The sequence below is a fragment of the Aeromonas sp. BIGb0405 genome (genome assembly GCF_024807335.1).
Lineage (GTDB): Bacteria > Pseudomonadota > Gammaproteobacteria > Enterobacterales > Aeromonadaceae > Aeromonas > Aeromonas rivuli.
Window position 1 is genome coordinate 72,180 of the sequence record NZ_JANUEP010000010.1, and the last position, 19,075, is coordinate 91,254.

At 60.7% G+C, this 19,075-nt stretch carries 17 protein-coding genes and 1 pseudogene; 13 read left to right on the forward strand and 5 right to left on the reverse strand.

The annotated features are described in order from the left end of the window. Positions 1-432: 432 nt before the first annotated feature. The 8 genes and pseudogenes from M2366_RS17090 to uvrA form a co-directional block, all read left to right on the forward strand. A complete protein-coding gene (locus M2366_RS17090) occupies positions 433-1,077 on the forward strand; it encodes a LuxR C-terminal-related transcriptional regulator (protein ID WP_224431876.1) in 645 nt (214 codons plus the stop codon). Beyond that, complete coding sequence (locus tag M2366_RS17095) at positions 1,077-1,514, forward strand: curli production assembly/transport protein CsgE (protein ID WP_259270238.1); 438 nt, start codon at positions 1,077-1,079, stop codon at positions 1,512-1,514. The genes M2366_RS17090 and M2366_RS17095 overlap by 1 nt, the downstream gene beginning before the upstream one ends. Positions 1,515-1,525: 11 nt before the next feature. Further along, complete coding sequence (locus M2366_RS17100) at positions 1,526-1,924, forward strand: curli assembly protein CsgF (RefSeq protein WP_042042027.1); 399 nt, start codon at positions 1,526-1,528, stop codon at positions 1,922-1,924. 7 nt (positions 1,925-1,931) lie between these two features. Continuing rightward, entirely contained in the window at positions 1,932-2,786 is an 855-nt protein-coding gene (locus tag M2366_RS17105) for a CsgG/HfaB family protein (protein ID WP_042042026.1), read from the forward strand. Positions 2,787-3,053: 267 nt separating this feature from the next. Next, a complete protein-coding gene (locus M2366_RS17110; protein ID WP_224431878.1) occupies positions 3,054-3,575 on the forward strand; it encodes an RIP homotypic interaction motif-containing protein in 522 nt (173 codons plus the stop codon). Positions 3,576-3,609: 34 nt separating this feature from the next. Next, a complete protein-coding gene (locus M2366_RS17115; protein WP_224431879.1) occupies positions 3,610-5,184 on the forward strand; it encodes a curlin in 1,575 nt (524 codons plus the stop codon). Positions 5,185-5,363: 179 nt separating this feature from the next. Next, on the forward strand, positions 5,364-5,672 hold the full coding sequence (gene csgH / locus M2366_RS17120) for a curli-like amyloid fiber formation chaperone CsgH (protein ID WP_259270239.1): 309 nt from the start codon (positions 5,364-5,366) through the stop codon (positions 5,670-5,672). A gap of 83 nt (positions 5,673-5,755) precedes the next feature. Next, positions 5,756-8,575: pseudogene (gene uvrA, locus M2366_RS17125) on the forward strand (excinuclease ABC subunit UvrA); the annotation flags it as partial. Between the two features lie 163 nt (positions 8,576-8,738). Here uvrA and M2366_RS17130 read toward each other — a convergent pair. Beyond that, entirely contained in the window at positions 8,739-8,867 is a 129-nt protein-coding gene (locus M2366_RS17130; RefSeq protein WP_259270240.1) for a hypothetical protein, read from the reverse strand. A 328-nt stretch (positions 8,868-9,195) separates the two neighbouring features. On the opposite strand from M2366_RS17130, the gene M2366_RS17135 reads away from it, so the two are divergent. The 3 genes from M2366_RS17135 (at position 9,196) to M2366_RS17145 (ending at position 13,431) form a co-directional block, all read left to right on the forward strand. Beyond that, entirely contained in the window at positions 9,196-9,807 is a 612-nt protein-coding gene (locus tag M2366_RS17135; RefSeq protein WP_042042023.1) for an OmpW family outer membrane protein, read from the forward strand. A gap of 175 nt (positions 9,808-9,982) precedes the next feature. Next, the gene (locus M2366_RS17140) at positions 9,983-11,962 is read left to right on the forward strand and encodes a methyl-accepting chemotaxis protein (RefSeq protein WP_259270241.1); all 1,980 of its coding nucleotides are present in this window, start codon (positions 9,983-9,985) and stop codon (positions 11,960-11,962) included. 8 nt (positions 11,963-11,970) lie between these two features. Then, positions 11,971-13,431 (forward strand): ABC transporter substrate-binding protein, encoded by a 1,461-nt coding sequence (locus M2366_RS17145; RefSeq protein WP_259270242.1) that lies wholly within the window; start codon positions 11,971-11,973, stop codon positions 13,429-13,431. Between the two features lie 92 nt (positions 13,432-13,523). On the opposite strand, the gene M2366_RS17150 is transcribed toward M2366_RS17145, so the two are convergent. After that, positions 13,524-14,327 (reverse strand): GNAT family N-acetyltransferase, encoded by an 804-nt coding sequence (locus tag M2366_RS17150; RefSeq protein WP_259270243.1) that lies wholly within the window; start codon positions 14,325-14,327, stop codon positions 13,524-13,526. A gap of 330 nt (positions 14,328-14,657) precedes the next feature. Between M2366_RS17150 and metF the strand changes: the two genes are divergently transcribed. Beyond that, a complete protein-coding gene (metF, locus tag M2366_RS17155; protein WP_005907772.1) occupies positions 14,658-15,548 on the forward strand; it encodes a methylenetetrahydrofolate reductase in 891 nt (296 codons plus the stop codon). 78 nt (positions 15,549-15,626) lie between these two features. Here the strand turns inward: metF and M2366_RS17160 are convergent, their stop codons facing one another. Beyond that, on the reverse strand, positions 15,627-16,772 hold the full coding sequence (locus M2366_RS17160; protein WP_259270244.1) for a benzoate/H(+) symporter BenE family transporter: 1,146 nt from the start codon (positions 16,770-16,772) through the stop codon (positions 15,627-15,629). 87 nt (positions 16,773-16,859) lie between these two features. Here M2366_RS17160 and M2366_RS17165 point away from each other — a divergent pair, with 87 nt between their 5' ends. Beyond that, the gene (locus M2366_RS17165; protein ID WP_259270245.1) at positions 16,860-17,426 is read left to right on the forward strand and encodes a helix-turn-helix domain-containing protein; all 567 of its coding nucleotides are present in this window, start codon (positions 16,860-16,862) and stop codon (positions 17,424-17,426) included. 31 nt (positions 17,427-17,457) lie between these two features. Here the strand turns inward: M2366_RS17165 and M2366_RS17170 are convergent, their stop codons facing one another. Both M2366_RS17170 and M2366_RS17175 read right to left on the reverse strand, forming a co-directional pair. Further along, entirely contained in the window at positions 17,458-18,654 is a 1,197-nt protein-coding gene (locus tag M2366_RS17170) for an NnrS family protein (protein ID WP_259270246.1), read from the reverse strand. Between the two features lie 191 nt (positions 18,655-18,845). Beyond that, a partial coding sequence (locus M2366_RS17175) for a hypothetical protein (RefSeq protein ID WP_259270247.1) occupies positions 18,846-19,075 on the reverse strand: 230 nt, incomplete at its 5' end.

Genomic DNA, 19,075 nt, shown 5'->3' on the forward strand with positions numbered 1-19,075 from the left:
CATGGGCCCTGCCATCGACGTTCGGATTAGCCCGCCATAGTAACAGTTGATGCCGTTGATAGCACATCTTTAGCAACCCGAAACGGGTTTGACGCGCGGGTTCTGTATTCGGCAATACGCTAACGCAGGTGCCGGGATCCGGGCAAGCGGCGCTGTGAGGGCTGCTTCACGTTCTTGAGATATTGCCCATAGCAGAGGGATACGGAGAGAGATGACAGCCGGAGTATCTATGTCTCATTTGCCCCCCCCAAATAGGGGGGCTGTCCTAGTCCTCTGTATTGTCTAGTAAAAAAACAGTTTCACTTGGGTTTGAATGGCGCCTAATGCTTTTTTAATGCTGTGTAAAAATCGGGGCTTGTTACTCTCTTGCGACCATTATTGGCACATAAAAACGATGCAAGCCGACAGGCACACCGTTCAAGGAAGAGCCCCATGATGACAGAGACTCCGTTGGTACTCGTGACCGAAGGCAATGTTCAGGCGACGACCTTCACTACCTACCTGATGGCCCAACTCGGTGAGCCGATACGGTTGATCAGCCATCCCGATCAACTGCTGGCCATCGAAGATTGCAACCTGTTCCTGATCGATCTGGACTATCTCAAGTCGAGCCAGCAGTTTGGCTGGAACCGGGATATTGCCGCCTTCGAATCGGCCAGCACAGTGTTGCTCAATGCGCCAACCAGCACGGATCGCGACTTGTTGCTGATGTGGCCCAACACCAGCGGTCTCTTCTTCCGTCAGGATCCCCTGGATCGTCTGGTGGCCGGTATCAAGAAGGTGATGCAGGGGGAGTTCTGGATCCCGCGTCATCTGATGTGCGAGTTGGTCAGCTATTACCGGCAGGGCATGGAGCCGGCTCAGCGCAGCCAGAATCTGCTGACGGTCCGCGAGCGCGAGATCATTCGTTACTTGATGACGGGGGCCTCCAATACCGAAATAGCCGACACCCTGTTTGTCAGCGAGCACACCATCAAGTCTCACCTTTATAACGTCTTCAAGAAGCTGAACGTCAAGAATAGGTTGCAGGCGGTGAGCTGGGCCAAAGAGTACCTCGATATGACGAGCTCCCACTGATGCGCAGCTGGCTGCTCTGTCTCTGGTTGCTCTCTGGGGCCCTGGCGGCCAGCGAGGGGGATGCCAACGCGCCGCTGGAGTCCCTGCAACCCGAGCAGGAGAACGACCGGATAGAGATAGGCGGCCTGGTCATAGATCGCACCTTCACCCGCTTTGGCCAGGGCTTTTATCACCACTTCAGCCGGCTGCGGGAGGATGAAGATCCCCATGCCCGAGAGAATATCACCATACATGAACGGCCGACGGCGCGCTGGGGGAGCCTTATCTGGATCACCCACAATCGCAAGGTGTTGTTCAGGACGGCGCTCTCTCCGGTACGGAGTCAGGGGGAGGCTGCCGCGCAGCAGGCCTGGGCTCAGGTGAGCGAGGTTTTACGACAGCAGAAGGTCGCCATCCTGTTCATGGATACCTTCGATCTGGAACACGATGAACTATAAGGACATGGCATATGTGCTCACGCCTCCTGCTCCTGGCGCTGACGGTCAGCATGACCGCCTCTGCCTCCGAGCTTATCTATCGGCCCGTCAACCCCAGCTTTGGCGGCAACCCGCTCAACAGCAGTCACCTGCTGGGCACGGCCAATGCCCAGAACGACTACAAGGATCCCTCAGCCGGTGGCAGCAGTGGCACCTCGGCACTGGACAGACTCACCTCCAGCCTGCAGTCGCGGCTGGTGAGCCAGCTGCTGGCCGATGTCGGCAAGGATGGCAGCCAAAGCGGTAGCCTGGTCACCGACGAGTTCGCGATCAACGTGGTGGATGAGGATGGCACCCTGGCCATCTCCATCACAGATAGAGCGACGAATGAAACCACCCTGATCGAAGTGAATGGCCTGATCGCCGACTGAGGATGCTATGAAACGGATACCCCTGTTCGCCGCCCTGCCTTTGCTTGCTACCCTCTCTCTCCTGGGGGGCTGTGCCACGCATATAGGTTCTCCCGAGGCAGACGAGAAGGCGACCCTGATGCCGAGATCCATCTCTTATAAAGAGCTGATCAGCCTGCCCAAGCCCAAGGGCAAGATAGTGGCTGCCGTCTACGATTTTCGCGATCAGACCGGTCAGTATCTGCCAGCCCCGGCCTCCAACTTCTCCACGGCCGTGACCCAGGGCGGGGTCGCGATGCTGAGCACGGCGCTCTGGGACTCCCAGTGGTTCGTGCCCCTGGAGCGGGAAGGGCTGCAGAACCTGCTGACCGAGCGCAAGATAGTGCGGGCCACGCAAAACAAACCCAATGTACCCGGCAATAATCAGCATCAGTTACCTTCGCTGGTGGCGGCCAATATCCTGATCGAGGGGGGCATAGTCGCCTATGACAGCAATGTGCGCACCGGCGGTGCCGGGGCCAAGTACTTCGGCATAGGGGCGAGTGGCGAATACCGGGTCGATCAGGTGACCGTCAACCTGAGGGCCGTCGATATCCGCTCCGGTCGCATTCTCAACAGTGTCACCACCTCCAAGACCATCCTCTCCCAGCAGGTGCAGGCCGGGGTGTTCCGCTTCGTCGAGTACAAACGGCTGCTGGAGGCGGAGGCGGGTTTCAGTACCAACGAGCCGGTACAGATGTGTGTCATGTCTGCCATCGAATCGGCGGTGATCCGGCTCATTGCCAACGGGGTACGAGACAACCTCTGGCAGCTTGCCGATGCGCGGGACATGGAAAACCCCATACTGCAGGGCTATCTGCAAGACAGCGCCCCCATTCTCTAGCGACAGGAGCGCACCTCCTCTGGCGAGCGCGCTCACTCCTCGAAAACGTCAGCACAGGCCCGTCATGGGCCTGTTTTTTTTATGTTTATTTCCCATCCCTCCCTTCGGCGCCATCTCTGTTCACGAGGGGGGTGGCTCAGCGCGACCTCAGCCTTTTCTCCCAGATAACCCCGGGATCCGAATCAGCCTCGAATCAGCTGTGTGGCTGATGGCCCTGGCCAGGGGGGCTGGGGATACTGGACCCGCACTTCAAAAAGGTAATCACAGATGAAATACCTGAATCCTGTCCTGCTGATCATGAGTCTGCTAGGCCTGCCCGCATTGGCGCAGGACCTGGCCTCCCTGAGCGAACTGGGTCAGGGCAACGAGCTTGAACTGATCCAGCGGGGGGAGGGCAACCAGGCCCATCTCTGGCAGCTCGGATCGGATAACGAATTGCAGCTCAGCCAGTCAGGCAACGACAACCAGGTCCGCCTGATGCAACAGGGCCAGCAGCAACAGCTGAGCCTGGAGCAGGTCGGTGACAATAACTGGGTCGATGCCGTTCAGCTCGGGGTTGGTAACAGCGCCGAGCTCTATCAGGCCGGCATCGGCAACCAGATGTGGCTGTGGCAACAGGGCATGGACAACCAGGCCTGGATCAGCCAGAGCGGATATGACAACAGGGCACGGGCCGTTCAGCTCGGTGATGGCAACCTGGCCAGCATAGAGCAGAACGGCTCCGGTCTGTCGGCCACCGTCATTCAGGCGGGCGCCAACCAGCAAGTGAGAGTAGTTCAAACCAACTGAGCCCAGGCTCACACCAAAGCACGAGAGGGAAATCATGTTCAAACGTACCATCATCGCCTCTGCCGTATTACTGGCTACTTCCAGCGTCTGGGCGGCTTCCGCCAACAACCAGGCCACTGTCGCCCAAACCGGCAACAACAACCTGGCCACGGTCGAGCAGCTCGATGACAGCAACCACAATCAGGCGAGCATCAGCCAGATTGGTGCCGATAACGAGGCGAAAACCATCCAGAAGAACACCAGCCAGTCTGAGGCCAGCGTGGCTCAGACCGGGGCAGGCAACGATGCCCTGGTGACTCAGGAGTCCAGCACCGCAGGATCCGTTGCCCAGGTGGCGAGCACGGGCAACTTCAACGTCGCGACCGTGACCCAGCAGGTGTTCAACGAAGGCTCCCACGCCTCCGTCGCCCAGGTCGGCAACCACAACAGTGCCGATGTGATGCAGGATAACGGTGATGGTGCCAGCTCCACCGTGAGCCAGATTGGCAACAACAACGATGCCAGTATCAACAACTACTGGTCCGATAAAGCCATCGCCAATGTCAGCCAGCTTGGCAACAGCCATGAGGCCAGCGTCTCCCAGCAGATTGCCGATGGTGCCGAAGCCCAGGTGGCCCAGTCCGGTCAGCTGAACAAGGCCACCGTCACCCAGGCAACCAATAGCTACGGTTACGTCTATCCGGAGGGTACCCTGGCAAAGGTGACTCAATCGGGAAGTGGCAACGAGGCCCAGGTCGAGCAGCGCGATCTCGATAACAAGGCTTATGTGACCCAGAGCGGTGTCGATGGCTATGTGAAAACGGCCCAGTCCGGTTCCGGAGCCGGTGAGGGCAACGTCCTGACCGCCAACCAGGCCGGTACCAACGAGAGTGCCACCCTGACTCAGGTTGGCAACCGTAACGAGATCGACACCAATCAGACTGGCCGTGACGATGTGCTGACCATCGATCAGCTGGGTGATGACAACCAGGCGATTGCCTACCAGGGTGGGGTCGGCGAGCAGGGCACCATCATCCAGGTGGGTGATGGCAACCGCGCTGACACCGAGCAGCGGGGCGCGGGCAACCAGGCCAGCGTCGAGCAGATGGGGGACGGCAACCAGGCCGTGGTCAAGCAGCTGGCGAGCAGCACCGCTGGCGTGGTGACCATCGATCAGAGCGGTGACGACAACTACGCCAACGCGGTGCAGGAAGCGGGCAGCAACAACCAGATCGCCATCGACCAGCAAGGGGATCGCAACCAGGTTGCCGCCGCCCGTGATGTGGAAGGCAAAGGCGCCTGGACCTGGGGCTCGGACAACGAGCTGACCGTGACCCAGACCGGTAACGACAACTGGGCCTATGCCGATGCGTCCCACTCCGGCTCGACCGTGACGGTCACCCAGACCGGCGACTTGAACAACGCCTCCGTCGAGTCCTACCTGGGCAGCGACAACGATCTGACCGTCAGCCAGACCGGCAACAACCATGTGGCCGACGTCTATGTCAACGCCGGGATGAACGGCGGTGGCAACCTGGTCGATGTGGTCCAGACCGCCAGCTACAACACGGCTCAGGTCGATGTCTATGGCAGCAACAACCACGCCTATGTCTATCAGGGCGGCAACTGATGATTTGCATATTCGGGGGCCTGCGGGCCCCTTTTTTATTGGGGCGGACTCGGGACGGGTCGGTTGGCTCATGTCACCAGACCACTCCCCTGCACCGGCGGCTAGTGATGCTGCTCCTGTGGCTCAGCTTGTCTCCAACGGTCTGGGCGGGCGAGTCTGACCCGGCCAAGGAGGCCAAGATGATCCCCAAGATAAGCCTCAATGCCGAGCAGGGGCCGACCGGCCTCACGGTGTCACCGACCCTGCACAGCGCCGAGCCGGGAACCCTGACCTTCACCCTTGATCTCTGGAGTCAGGGGGCGGGAGGGCGCAGTCATCAGCGCCAGAGCGGGGGGGCCGAACTGGTCGCCAACCAACCCCATGCCCTGGGGCGATTGAGTCTGGGGCTGGCTTGCCCCTACCAGGTCAGAATACGGTTGCAACTGTGGCAGGAAACCTTGTTGCTGAGCGAGCTCGACCAGACATTCCATTGTCCCTCCTCCCCATGATTTCCCGTCTGGACTGTCTATTCATCCAGTAGTCTCTATGCCATACTGGCCCGCTCTGGTTACCGTATCGAGCGCGCAACAAGATGGAAAAAATCGTGATCCGGGGTGCCCGCACCCACAACCTCAAGAACATCAACCTGACTCTGCCCCGCGACAAGCTGATCGTGGTCACTGGCCTCTCCGGCTCCGGCAAGTCGTCCCTGGCGTTCGATACCCTCTATGCCGAAGGCCAGCGCCGCTATGTGGAGTCTCTCTCCGCCTACGCCCGCCAGTTCCTCTCCCTGATGGAGAAGCCGGATGTGGATCATATCGAGGGGCTCTCCCCGGCCATCTCCATCGAACAGAAGTCTACGTCGCACAACCCGCGTTCGACCGTCGGCACCATCACCGAAATTTATGACTATCTGCGCCTGCTGTTTGCCCGGGTCGGCGAGCCACGCTGCCCGACCCACGCCATCCCGCTCGCCGCCCAGACCATCAGCCAGATGGTGGATCAGGTGTTGGCCCAGCCCGAAGGCAGCAAGCTGATGCTGCTGGCCCCGGTGGTGCGCGATCGCAAAGGTGAGCACAGCAAGCTGCTGGAGAACCTGGCGGCCCAGGGTTATATCCGCGCCCGCATCGACGGCGAGGTGTGCGATCTCTCGGATCCTCCCCCGTTGGAGCTGCACAAGAAGCACACCATCGAGGTGGTGGTCGATCGCTTCAAGGTGCGCGATGATCTGGCGCTGCGCCTGGCCGAATCCTTCGAGACGGCGCTGACCCTCTCCGGCGGCATCGTGCTGGTGGCGCCCATGGATGGCGAGGAGCAGGTGCCGGTCATGACCTTCTCCGCCAACTTCGCCTGCCCCGAGTGCGGCTACTCCATGTCGGAGCTGGAGCCGCGCATCTTCTCCTTCAACAACCCGGCCGGAGCCTGCCCGACCTGCGATGGGTTGGGGGTGCAGCAGTACTTCGATCCCGCCAAGCTGATCCACGACCCGAGCCAGAGCCTGGCCGGGGGCGCCATCCGCGGTTGGGACAAGCGCAGCTTCTATTACTTCCAGATGCTCAAGTCCCTCGCCGAGCACTACAAGTTCGATCTGGAGCTCCCTTGGGGGGATCTGCCCGCCAAGGTACAGGAAGTATTGCTGCGGGGTTCGGGCAAAACCGAGATCGAGTTCCGCTACATGAACGATCGCGGCGATGTGGTGGTGCGCAAGCACCCCTTCGAGGGGATCTTGCACAACATGGAGCGCCGCTACCGGGAGACCGAATCCAACTCGGTGCGCGAAGAGCTCTCCAAATACATTGCCAACAAGTCCTGCACCAGCTGCGGTGGCAGCCGACTGCGGGAGGAGGCGCGCCATGTGTTCGTCGATAATCGCAACCTTTCCGCCATCGCCGAGCAATCCATCGGCGATGCCCTGGCCTTCTTCGAGGGGCTGGCGCTCACCGGCCAGCGTGCCCAGATAGCCGACAAGATCTTGAAAGAGATCGTCGAGCGGCTCGGCTTCCTGGTCAACGTGGGGCTCAACTATCTGAGCCTGTCCCGCAGCGCCGAGACCCTGTCCGGTGGCGAAGCCCAGCGCATCCGCTTGGCGAGCCAGATAGGTGCCGGTCTGGTGGGGGTCATGTATGTACTGGATGAACCCTCCATCGGTTTGCACCAGCGGGACAACGAACGGCTGCTCAAGACCCTGACCCACCTGCGCGATCTCGGCAATACAGTGATAGTGGTGGAGCACGATGAAGACGCCATTCGCCTCGCCGACCATGTGCTCGACATAGGCCCCGGGGCCGGGGTACATGGCGGCGCCATCGTCGCGCAAGGCACCCCGGAGGAGATCATCAATAACCCGGACTCCCTGACCGGTGACTATCTCTCGGGGCGCAAGGAGATCGCCGTCCCTGCGCAGCGCACCCCGCTCACCGATCGCTGGCTCAAGCTCAAGGGGGCAAGCGGCAACAACCTGCGCAGCGTCAACCTGGATCTTCCGCTCGGGGTCATGACCTGCGTCACCGGGGTATCCGGTTCCGGCAAGTCGACCCTGATCAACGACACCCTGTTCCGCATTGCCCACCGGGAGCTGAACAAGGCGACCGAGTCGACCCCGGCCCCTTATCGCAGCATCGAGGGGCTGGATCAGCTCGACAAGGTGGTGGATATCGATCAGAGCCCCATCGGCCGCACCCCGCGTTCCAACCCGGCGACTTACACCGGGCTGTTTACCCCGATCCGTGAGCTGCTCTCCGGCACTCAGGAGGCGCGTTCACGCGGCTACCAGCCGGGTCGCTTCTCCTTCAACGTGAAGGGGGGTCGTTGCGAGGCCTGTCAGGGGGATGGGGTCATCAAGGTGGAGATGCACTTCCTGCCAGACGTCTATGTGCCCTGCGATGTCTGCAAGGGCAAGCGCTACAACCGCGAGACCCTGGAGGTGAAGTACAAGGGCAAGAACATCAACGAGATCCTGGAGATGACGGTGGAAGATGCCCGTGGCTTCTTCGACCCGGTGCCTGCGGTGGCGCGCAAGCTGCAGACCCTGATGGACGTGGGTCTCTCCTACATCCGGCTCGGCCAGTCGGCGACCACCTTGTCGGGAGGGGAGGCGCAGCGGGTCAAGCTGGCGCGGGAACTCTCCAAGCGCGACACCGGCAAGACCCTCTATATCCTGGATGAACCGACCACTGGCCTGCATTTCCACGACATTCAGCAACTGCTCAAGGTGCTGCATCAGTTGCGGGACAGGGGCAATACCATGGTGATCATCGAGCACAATCTGGATGTCATCAAGACCGCGGACTGGGTGGTGGATCTGGGGCCGGAAGGGGGGGCCGGTGGTGGCCGTATCCTGGTGACCGGTACCCCGGAGCAGGTTGCCAAGAACAAGGAGTCGCACACGGCGCGCTTCCTGGCCCCCTTGCTGGACAAGCATGGGGCCAGGCAAGCCAGCCAACCGGCAGTGCGCAAGGGGCGCAAACCGCGCCAGGCAGCGCAGAGCGAATAGCCGCCGCAGTCAACATATGAACAACGGGCAACGTGACCGTTAACAGAGAGGGGCCCATCGGGCCCCTCTCTCCTATCCAGCCTCAGTGCGTCCGCACCATCAGCCAGGCGAGCCCGAGACAGAAGCCGACGAAGATAAACAGCAGGGAGCCGAGGCCGAAGATAGCGGCCAGTGTGCTGGTGACGGGATGAGGCTGATAGGGCTTTTTCATAAAAACAGGGTGACAACTCGACAACAATGGATGCGGAAAATACGCTAGCCGATAACAAGCTGCAATCAAAAAATAGCCAACTCGTATCACAAAACTTATATTCCGTTTATGCATTAATCGTTGCAAATAAAGAACGTTATTATTATTAATCATTTTAAATCAGTTGGTTATGTTATTCACATGCGGCGCTTTGCGCATGAATAAGCTATTTCGTACATCTATCTATTTATTGGTAACTTTTGCGCTAAATCAATAACCAGCCAGTCACATCCTTTTATAGTCGCCCTGCTTACAACACAGAACGAAAACTAAAAAAGGAAATATGGTGATGAACAAGTTTCTTCCTCTGATGATCGCAGCCGCCTTTGCCTCTCCCGTCATGGCCCATCAGGCCGGGGATATCCTGGTGCGCGGTGGCCTGGCCTTCGTCTCTCCTCAGGAGAGCAGCGACGATGTACTGGGTTCGGGCGAGTTCCAGATTGATGACGACATGCAGCTCGGGCTGACCCTCTCCTATCTGATCACCGACAACTGGGGCGTCGAGCTCCTGGCCGCCACCCCCTTCTCCCACTCGGTCAGCACGCCGGGGCTGGGAGAGGTCGCCAAGGTCAAACAGCTGCCACCGACCCTGATGGCCCAATACTACTTCGGGGATGCCCAAAGCAAGGTGCGCCCCTATGTGGGCATCGGCATCAACTACACCACCTTCTTCAGCGAGAAGGGCAAGGGTGCCCTGGATGGTGCCGACGTCAAGCTGGATGACTCCTGGGGGGTGGCCGGTCAGATTGGTATCGACATGGCGATCAATGACCGCTGGTTCGTCAACGGCTCGGCCTGGATCATGGACATAGACACCGAGGTGCACGTCAACGGCGGTGAGGGGATCAAGACCTCCATCGACCCCGTGGCCTTCATGGTCGGCGTCGGCTACCGCTTCTAATACTCGCGAGTTGCACTGCACGTCCCTTTAGCCCGGCGCTGCCGGGCTTTTTTATGGTTTCCATTGATACCCTTGCTGTTTCAAGGGCATAAATACCCCTATCAAGGCTCCAACTATTCACTTCCCGGCCGATACCCTCAGCACTGTCCCTTTCCCCAACGAGTGAGGATGTCTCATGGGTTTGTCTATTGTGCAGCGGATCATTGCCGGATTCGTGTTGATGCTGCTGTTGTTGGTCCTGCTGGGGGTCGTCAGCGCCCTCAAGATACGGGGGATCAGTGACGGCCTCTCTCAGGTCTCGGATAAGGCCACCCCTCTGGTCATCACTGTGGCGGGCCTCAAGGGAGCGTTGCAAGACAGCAACCGCTGGGTACTGGAGTACAGGGCCAGCGAACAGGCCGGCAGCCTGCCTGAGCTGGCCAGTCGCTTCGAGCAGCAGCAGGCCGGTTTCAAGACCCTGAGTCAGCAGATGGGGCGCTTCACCGAGCTGGACGAGGCCCGGTCGCGCTTCGCCGGGGTGGAGCAGGCTACGGGACAGTTTTTCGCCCTGGCGGGTCAGGTGCTGAGTCAACATAGCCAATGGGTCGATACCCTGGCCCAGCGTCACCAGCTGGAGATGGCCTTCATCCGTCTGGAAGATACCTACCAGTGGGCTGCGGATCTGCTGTTGCAGCAGGCGTCCGCCAAGCGATCCATGCGCAACAAGGCTGAGCTCATCACCTCCGGCATCGCCCGGGATTTGAAGAACATACGCCGCGCCGATGCAGGCACGGATCTCAATGAACTGGAGCGGGTGCTCGGCAAGGATATCGAGATGGCCCGCAAGCGGCTGGAGCGGGTCGATGTGCCCGCCGACGTCAAGCAGCGCTTCGTCTCCAACCTGGACAGGATGCAGGAGTTGGCCCTCGGCAAACAGGGTCTGCTCGCCACCATGCGCCAGAGCCAGCAGCTGGCCAGCTCCCTGACTCAACTCAACCAGCAGCTCGATGCCGCGTTGGTCAGCAGCCTGAGCCAGCTCGATGAGATGGGCAAGAGTGCCGGCACCATCGCCAGCTCCAGCCGCTCCCTGGCCGATGACGCCGTCAGCAGTGCCAGCATCTGGATCCTGCTGGTGGCGGCAGTGTCTGCCGCCGCCGCGCTGCTGATCGGTTACACCACGGCCCGCAGCATACAGCGCCCCTTGCAGCGCATTGGTCATGAGCTTGGCTTGATGGCCGCAGGGGACATGACCCGCCGCATCGATTATCGCAGTCGCTGCGAGTTCGGCAGCCTGTCTCGCTCCATCGATACCCTGGCGGGCAAGACGGGTGAACTGCTGGCTCAGATCAATGCCGGTTCCCGCCATCTGGTGGAGGAGGCTAGTCGCGCCGCCGAGATCAGCGAGCGAGCCATGGCCCGGGTGCAGGATCAGAAGAGCCAGACCGATCAGGTGGCCGCCGCCATCACCGAGCTGGAGGTGAGCGCCACCGAGGTGGCTCGCTCCACCGATGGCACCAAACACGAAGTCGATCTTGCCGACGAAGAGGCTCGCGCCGGTCGGCAGCAGGTCGCCGTGACTCGCCGCCTTACCGAAGAGCTGGCCGGTGCCATGGCCGAGGCCGTGGGCATCACCCACAAGCTGGGGGAGTTCAGTCACAACATCGGCAGCATTCTGGACGTCATTCGCGGCATCGCCGAGCAGACCAATCTGCTGGCGCTCAACGCCGCCATCGAGGCGGCCCGGGCCGGTGAAGCCGGTCGCGGCTTCGCCGTGGTGGCCGATGAGGTGCGGGCACTGGCCAACCGGACCCAGACCAGTACGGAAGAGATCCAGGCCATGATCGAAAACTTGCAGAGCGCCAGCAGCCAGGTCGTCGAGGTGATGGGCCGCAGCCAGGAGCAGACCGGCAGCTGTGTCGACCAGACCCGCCAGATGGATGCGGCCCTGCAATCCATCGCCGAGCGGATGAGCGCCATCAAGTCGATGGCGGATCAGGTTGCCCACGCGGCCCAGGAGCAGATCTCGGTCAGCCAGGGGGTAGCTCGCCACATCTCCGGTATTGCCGAGGTGGCCTACGAGACGGAGCGGGAAGCCCGTCAATCGGCCAGCAGCAGCGAGGTGCTCGCCAATCTGGTCGCCAAGCAGCAGCAATTGATCGCCCATTTCAAGGTATGAGAGGACTTATGGCTAACAAGTGGATCGGAGCCCTGAGTCTCCTGTTGTGTGGTCAGCTGATGGCCAGTGAGCTGGTGATCGAGAGCTGGCGGATAGATGACAAGGCGTTGTGGGAGCAGAAGATCATTCCGGCCTTCGAGGCCGCTCACCCGGGCATCCAGGTGACATTCAACGGGGTGCAGAACGTCGAGTACATGCCGACCCTGTGGCAGAGCCTGAAGGCGGGCAAGGCGGGGGACCTCATCACCTGTCGCCCCTTTGATGACTCCCTGGCACTGTTCAAGGCGGGTTATCTCGCCGAATTGACCGAGATGGCCGGGATGGAGAACTTCCCGAGCTTCGCCCAGTCGCCCTGGCAGACGGATTCCGGGGCTCAGACCTTCTGTGTGCCCATGGCCTCCGTCATTCACGGCTTCTTCTATAACAAGACGATCTTCAAGGAGCTGGGCCTGAGCCTGCCCGAGACCCGGGAGGATTTCTTCCAGGTATTGGAGAAGGTGAAGGCAGACGGCCGTTATGTGCCGCTGGCCATGAGCGGCAGCGAGAGCTGGGTCGCCTCCGAGCTCGGCTTCCAGAACATAGGCCCCAACTACTGGAAGGGGGAAGATGGTCGCCTGGCGCTGGTTAATGGCCAGGAGCGACTCGACGATCCTCAGTACCGGCAGGTGTTCGAGGAGCTGGCGCGCTGGCGCCCCTATCTGGGCGAGGGTGCCGCAGCGCGGGACTACGCCGTGACCAATGAGCTGTTCACCAGTGGCAAGGCGGCCTTCTATGTGGCGGGCTCCTGGGAAATAGCCCCCTTCACCGGCAAGCTGGACTTCGGGGTGATGCGTCCCCCGGTCGCCAAGCATGGTGACGGTTGCTTCTTCACCGATCACACCGACATCGGCATGGGGCTCAACCCCGCCAGCAAAAACAAGGAGGCTGCCATGGCCTTCCTGCAGTGGCTGACCAGCGCCCAGTTTGCCGAGCTGTATACCAATGCCTTGCCCGGCTTCTTCTCCCTCTCCAACCACTTCTTCGAGGTGAGCAATCCGGCGGCGCGGGAGATGATGGAGTGGCGGGATCAGTGTGACTCCACCATCCGGGTTGCGACGCAGATCCTGTCTCGCGGCGAACCCAAACTGGGGGATGAGTTGGCAAGCCAGAGTCAGGCCGTGCTGCTGGGCAAGCAGACGCCGCAAGGGGCGGCGACCTTGCTTGAAGAGGAGCTCAAGGCCTGGTATGCCCCCCATCAGGGCAACAAGGCCAAGGGCGCCGCTTGCCAATGCGAGGCTCCAGCGGCCTCCAGCGATCCCCTGGTGACAGCCCCGGTTATCGACGAGACGCTGACCACAGCACCCGCCCAGACGTCAGTGCCGGTGCAGGCCGAGGGCAGTGCGGCCACTGTGGCTGAGGCCGCCCCTTTGCCTGCGGCCAGCCCGCAGACGGAGGCGGCCCTGGTTCAGCAGCTGGAGGGGGATCAGTGACTGGCTGCGGGGCCCGATGAACCTGGTTGCAGAAATAGAGAAGGGAGGCGAAGGCCTCCCTTCTCTATGTCGATGCTCGCCGAGCAAGCTCCTCAGGGGGCTTCCTCTTCCCGGGGCCAGCGGCAGAGGCTGGCGATGCGGGCAGTGGGGATGAAGCCCAGGTCACGATAAACCCGCTGGGCGTGATACTGCTCGTCCGCCACTATCACCAATTGTGGTACCCGGATCAGGCCCTGTTCGGCGACCCGGGCGAGCAACAGCTTGCAGAGGCCACGGTTGCGCCAGGCCTGGCGAGTACGCACCAGCTGGAAGCGGCCCAGGGTTGCGGTGAAGAAGAGGCCGCAACTCGCCGCCAGCTGATCGCCCTGCCAGAGACCCCACCAGTTGCCCAACCCATCGTCCGTCATGGTCTGATAGAGCCGTTGGCGGCTCTCGAGGTAGGCGAGATAACTCTCGGCCGGGTAGTCTGGCTCGCGTTCCTCCAACTCCAGGGCGAGCCAATCGGCCCAGTCTGTCGCCGTGAAAGGACGGATATGGGCTCCTGCGCTGTCGGGGGGAGTGAGCAACTGCGCCCGCTCCAGGGTCAGCACCACGCACTCCATATACTGGTAACCGGTCGCAACGAAGCCGGCAACCCGGCTGTTCTGCCCTTCGGCCAGAGGCCATTGGAAGGTGCGATGGCGTACCCTGGGATCCGTCGCAATCAGCTTGTCGAAGCTCTGCTCCAGCCAGCCCTTGTCCCGATCGCTCGGGGCCGCGCTCAGCAACAGGTAGTTGCCGAAGTAGTAATCGGGGGCAGTGGGGGTGCGCACCGCCCAAAAGTGGGGATGTGCGCTGACCTCGCCCTGATAGCGGTCGAACAGCAGGTCGGTGGCAAAGCCGGGATGGGTATCCATGATGAGCTCCTGCTAGTGGGATACTGGGTTATCGGCAGGGGAGGCTGGATATTGAAAAAGGGGCCGGAGCGGGGCTCCGGCCAAACAATCACACGCAGATTCAGAGCGTCCAGGACGATCCGCCGCCATCATACCCTGAGCCAAAGCGTTTTGGCATGGGAGCCAACTCGCAATAACGAGATAATGTGGCCACATATGGGCCCTATTTTGGTGGTGAGCCATTTCCTGATTGACATTCGAGCGGTTTGTCTTAAAGATAGCAAGACGTTTAGACGTCCAGACATTCATTTGGCGTCAGGAAGAGCAGCGAGCAGGGCAGGGAGTAGAGCGATGGGATTTCACAGTGCACGTCAGGTTGAAGCACTCAACCAGAGTCTGGCCGATTTAAGCGGTGACATAGGGGTCAGTTTCGAGTTTTTCCCGCCCAACAGCGAAGGGATGGAGAATACCCTCTGGCAATCCATAGAGCGCCTCAAGGTACTGGAACCCAAGTTTGTCTCCGTGACCTATGGTGCCAACTCGGGTACCCGGGATCGCACCCACAAGGTGATCAAGGACATCAAGGATCGCACCGGCCTCATCGCCGCGCCACACCTGACCTGTATCGATGCCAGCCGTGACGAGCTGCGCACCATAGCCCGCGACTACTGGAACAGCGGTATCCGTCACATCGTTGCCCTGCGCGGTGACCTGCCCCAGGGCGTCGACAAGCCGGAGATGTATGCAACGGACTTGGTCGCGCTGCTCAAGGCCGAGGCCGACTTCGATATCTCGGTGGCCGCCTATCCGGAAGGGCACCCGGAAGCCCGGAGCGCGCAATCAGACTTGCTGAGTCTGAAGCGCAAGATAGATGCCGGTGCCAATCGGGCCATCACCCAGTTCTTCTTCGATGTGGAAACCTACCTGCGTTTCAGGGATCGCTGCGCCGCCATCGGCATCGATGCCGAGATAGTGCCGGGCATACTGCCGGTCTCCAATTTCCAGACCCTGGCCAAGTTTGCCGGTTTCACCAACGTCAAGGTGCCACGCTGGATGCACCAGCGTTTCGAAGGGCTGGATAACGATCAGATGACCCGCAACCTGGTGGGTGCCAGCATCGCCATCGATCAGGTACGGGTGCTGAGCCAGGAAGGGGTGAAGGATTTCCACTTCTATACCCTGAACCGCTCCGAGCTGACCTATGCCATCTGCCACACCCTGGGGGTACGTCCCAAGGTGTGAGCCTGTGGCTCTGCCAGCGACAAAAAGGCCAGTGCACTGCACTGGCCTTTTGCTATGTGAGGGATCCACAAATGAGGATCAGCTGCGCCTTAACCGATACAGGCCCCAGCCGATGAGCAGGCCCCAGCAGGCGGATCCTACACCGATCAGGCTGATGCCCGAGGCCGTGACCATGAAGGTGAGCAGGGCGGCTTCCCGCTCCCTCTCGTGTTGCAGCGCCGAGTAGAGACTGTTGCCTATGGTGCCGAGCAGGGCGAGGCCCGCGATTGCTGTCACCAGGGCTGGCGGGAAACCGTTGAACAGGGCGACGACAGTGGCGCCAAAGCAGCCGCTGATCAGATAGAAGCCACCTGCCCAGACGGATGCCGCCCAGCGTCTGGTCGGATCCTGATCCACCTCCTTGCCCATGCAGATGGCGGCGGTGATGGCGGCCAGATTGAAGGCAAAGCCTCCGAAGGGGGCCAATATGACGCCGATGAATCCCGTCCAACCCACCAGGGCAGAAGAGGAAATGTGATAACCATGGGCTCTGAGGGTGGCGATACCCGGCATGTTCTGAGAGGTCATGGTGACAATGAACAGCGGCAGAGCAATGCCAAACAAGGCATCGAGGGAAAAATGCGGGCTGACCCAGACCGGGCTTGCCAGCTGCCAGCTGATCTCGGCCAGCTGCAACTGACCACGCAGGCCGCACAGGGAAACCCCCACCGCCAGCACCACCACCATGGTATAGCGTGGCCAGAGATGGCGGGCGACGATAAAGCTCAGCAACAGGGCCCCGATAAGCAGCGGGTCTGTCGGGGTGAGCTTGAACAGATCCAGGCCGAAGCGCAGCAGCACCCCGGCCAGCATGGCGGCGGCCAGACTGGCCGGGATCTGCCGCATCAGCCGCTCGAACCAGCCAGTGATGCCACACAGGGTGATCAGGAGCGAAGAGAGCAGAAAGGCGCCGATGGCCTCTGCCAGGCTGAATTGACCCAGGCTGGTGATGAGCAGTGCCGCCCCCGGGGTCGACCAAGCCGTCAGTATGGGCGTGCGGTAATAAAGGGAGAGCCCAATGCAACTAAGGCCCATGCCTATCCCCAGCGTCCAGAGCCAGGAGGCGGTCTGGGCGGGATCGGCACCGGCGGCACTGGCCGCCTGGATGATGAGCACCACTGAGCTGGTGTAACCGACCAGCACGGCAATGAAGCCGGCGACCAGATGGGGGAGTGCGAATGGCATGGGGACATCCTTGTGTCAGTTTGTGCGTTATTACGTACAATAAGGGCTGAGTATAAGGTTGAGCGCTATAACGCACAAGGGGTTGTCATGCAGACCATGAGCCAGCATCTGGCACAACGATTAAAAGGCCTGAGGAGTGAGCTAGGCTGGAGCCTGGATGTCGCGGCACGGGAAACCGGGGTGAGCAAGGCCATGCTCGGTCAGATAGAGCGTGGCGAATCCAGCCCGACAGTGGCAACCCTCTGGAAGATTGCGACCGGCTTTCGGGTCTCTTTCTCCAGCTTCATCGAGCCGGCGCCAGAGCCCAGCCGTGCAACCCTGCGACGGGTCGCTGACGAGATCCGTCAGCAGCCCGCCGGGGAGGGAATGTTGGTCGCTCCGCTCTTTCCATTCGAGGCTAGTGTCGGCTTTGAGTTGTTTGAACTGACCCTGCTGCCCGGCTATCGGCGCGAATCCGACGCTCATGAGGTGGGGGTGACCGAACATGTCATCGTCATCGCCGGAGAGATGGAGCTGTTGGTCGAGGGGGAGTGGCACCGCCTCGGCAATGGGGAAGCGATGCGCTTTGCCGCCGACCGCCCCCATGGCTATCGCAACCTGGGCGAGCAGCCAGCCAGGTTCCATAACCTGATCCACTATCCCGCCCGGAGCTGAATCCTCCTGGGCCATCCAGCGGCCAACCCGCTTAGCCGGGTCTGCCGTCAAGTCGGGGGCGGCTCAATATGGGCGCATATACCCAGACGAAGAGCGCATAGGCCAGGGCCCAGCTCACACCGCTCAGGTTCCAGCCAAGCAGGGTCTGGGCGGGCCAGAGCAGAGGAAGCAGTGGTCTCGCCAGGCCAGCCAGCAAGATCAGGACAAAGGCCAGAATGATGCGGCGGCCAAGCTGCAGGGCTCGTCCGCTGTGACCTAGCGAGACCCTGGCGATCATCGCCAATATCATGGTACCCATCGCCCCGGCGCTAAGAAAGTGGCTGGCCGCCGAGGCTGTGATGGGGAGCTCCATGGCCTGGGCGGCAAAGGCAGCAAGGCCAAGGGGAATAAACAGATACGCCAGATGCAGGGACCAGAGCAGGGGATGGGGTAGTGTACTTGGCAGACGCCAGCGCAGTTGCCGCCACAGGTTGAGCAGGGCCGCCACTATATATAGAGGGGCGAGTTGGCCCGAGTTCAACCAGTCACCTGGCAGAGACAGCCAGCAGGCAAGCAGCAGCCAGAGTGTGCCGAGTGCCGCCCGCTCCAGCCAGGGCTGCGCAGGTACCTTATCTTGCCCGGTACCGCGTGCAGTAAAGAAGGGAATGACACGCCCTCCCATGACGGCAATCAGCGTGATGAACAGCAAGACGGTGGCGATCAGTCCCCGCTCCGCGAATAGCCAGTCTGCGCGCCAATACCAGCTGGCGCCATTGAGCAGAGTCAGTAGCAACAAGAGAGGCACGAAGAAGAGGTTGCGCCATTGACGAGTCACCATGATGGGTTTGGCCAGAAACCAGGCGCAGAGTGGTAACCAGATGAGATCGGCCACCATCAATACCGTTGTGCTCTCACCCAGCCAGGGTAGCAAGAGCCGGGGCAGGGCCCAGAGCCCGACCACCAGGGCCAGCGGCCATCCTCGCACGCCCGGATGAGCCGTCCAATTCTGCACCGCCGTCAACAGAAAGCCTGCCACTATCGCGGCGGCAAAGCCGAACAGCATCTCATGACCATGCCACCAGACAGGGTTCTGTAACCCGGGCAAGGAGACGTAGCCATTGAGCTGACCTAGCCAGGCGAACATGGCCAGCGTGGCGAACAGGGCTCCTAATAAGAAGAAGGGACGAAAGCCGAGGCGAAACAGGGGAAGGATCCGCTCTTCTTTCTGGCTGTCGAGGATCTGGTGCATGGGGCGACCTTAATGAACATTTGAAAAGACAATTATAAAGTGGCTTTTCAAATGTTCAATTAAAAACCACGCGCAGCAGCTTGAGAGCCATAAACGGCGGTATTTCACCCGCTTTGCTGGATAACTGAACGAACGAACATTTATGCTGAAAAAGCCCTTGCCAGCGCGGCTGCCATCCCTATAATGCGCCCCTACCAGCACGGCACAACACGCCGGACTGATGAGCTAGCTTCACAGTGAAGCGGGCGCCGAAAGAAAAGCGAAAACAACCGCTTGACTTTAGAAGTGAGGAGCGTAAGATGCGCCTCCTCAACGCGATAAGCGTGACGCTCTTTAACAATTTGAATCAAGCAATCTGTGTGGGCACTCACAGCATCGAGCATCAAAATTAATTTTTGATTTTCAATGTCTGGTGAAGTGA